Below are 1,340 nucleotides of genomic sequence, written 5' to 3' on the forward strand. Positions count from 1 at the left end.
AGCCCCATCACGCCGAGCCCGATCTTCCGCATGTCGCGGACCTTCTGCTCGATCTTCTCGACCGGGAAGTCCGACATCGTCACGACGTTCTCGAGGAAGCGCGTGCCGTAGTCGATCCGCTCGTCGAACTCCTCGAAGTCGATCGCCTCCGCTAAGAACGCCGACATGGCGGCCTCCTTCGACTCGTACTCGTCGGCGTGCGCCTCGGACCAGACGCGCCAGTCCGGCGCGTCCTGCGCCGCGAGCGTCGAGAGGTTGATGTGACCGAGGTTACACGCCTCGTACTCCTCTAACGGCTGCTCGCCGCAGTTGTGGACCACGAGACCGTTCGCGACGAACGAACTCGTCTCAGGCTCCGTCAGGTCGTAGACGGCCTCGTGGCCGTCGTCCTCGACTGCGGAAACGGTCGCTTCGAATCCCTCGCTGTACGGTCCGTGGTCGTAGTTCGCGAGACGCTCGTCGAGTGCGTCCTGTTTCGAGTCGAGAAGGAATCCGATCTCCTCCGCGAAGCGGACGAGGTTGTCCTTCGAGACGACGAGATCGTGGTCGGCCTGTCGCTCGTATTCCGCAGTTCCGCCGTTTCCGTCGGGCATCTCCTGAACGCCCTCCTCGTGGCGCTCCTCGTAGATCTTGCTGAAGATCCCGAAGTTGAGCAGGAGTTGCTGGACTTCTTTTAACAGGTCGGTGCTCGTGCTCGTGAGCCGGACGGAGACGCCCTTTTCGACGTTCCCCTGAACGCCCCCGTCAGCGGAGAACAGCGCACGGAGGTACCCGCGTGCCATCTCCTCGCTCCCGCGCATCACTGCCTCAGGCACCTGATGCTTCTGATCGGCTAAGCCGGCTTCCTCGGCGTACTCGTACAGTCGAGCCGAGCGGATCCGCTGCTCGACGGCCTGCGCGCCGCGGTAGTCGTCACCCCTGGCGATCTCGCTGACGCCGACCTCGTAGTCGGCGTTACCGACGGGATCGCGAACGATCTCGTTCACGTCGGCCGTGAACGACTCCGAGACCTCGGCGTCCTCGTCGTAGAAGTTGAGGACGGCGCGCTCCTCTCCGATCTTGAGATGGCCGTCACCGACCATCCAGCCGAGTACGCGACCCTCTGCCGCTGTTCCGTGCTGGCCGAAGGAGCCTTTCCGGTTCTGGATGTGGACCGTGTCGCCGGCGTCGAGGTTGCCGGCTTCCACCCACCCGTCACCCGTCATGACCCGATGATCGGAAGTGAGGCGGAGTTCGTACCCCTCTTCGGTCGTGAGCTTATAAACGTCCTTCTCGCCGGTCTTGTAGACGCTGCTCGCTTCTTTGAGCGTCTCCTCGCTGAGGCGACCATCGACGACGAC

Annotated in this window: 1 protein-coding gene; it reads right to left on the reverse strand. The window is 63.5% G+C overall.

The annotated features are described in order from the left end of the window. On the reverse strand, positions 1 to 1,340 hold a 1,340-nt coding region (locus DJ75_RS19055; protein ID WP_275542305.1), incomplete at both ends, for an LAGLIDADG family homing endonuclease.

Source organism: Halorubrum sp. Eb13, assembly GCF_002252895.1.
In the GTDB taxonomy this organism is placed as follows: Archaea; Halobacteriota; Halobacteria; order Halobacteriales; family Haloferacaceae; genus Halorubrum.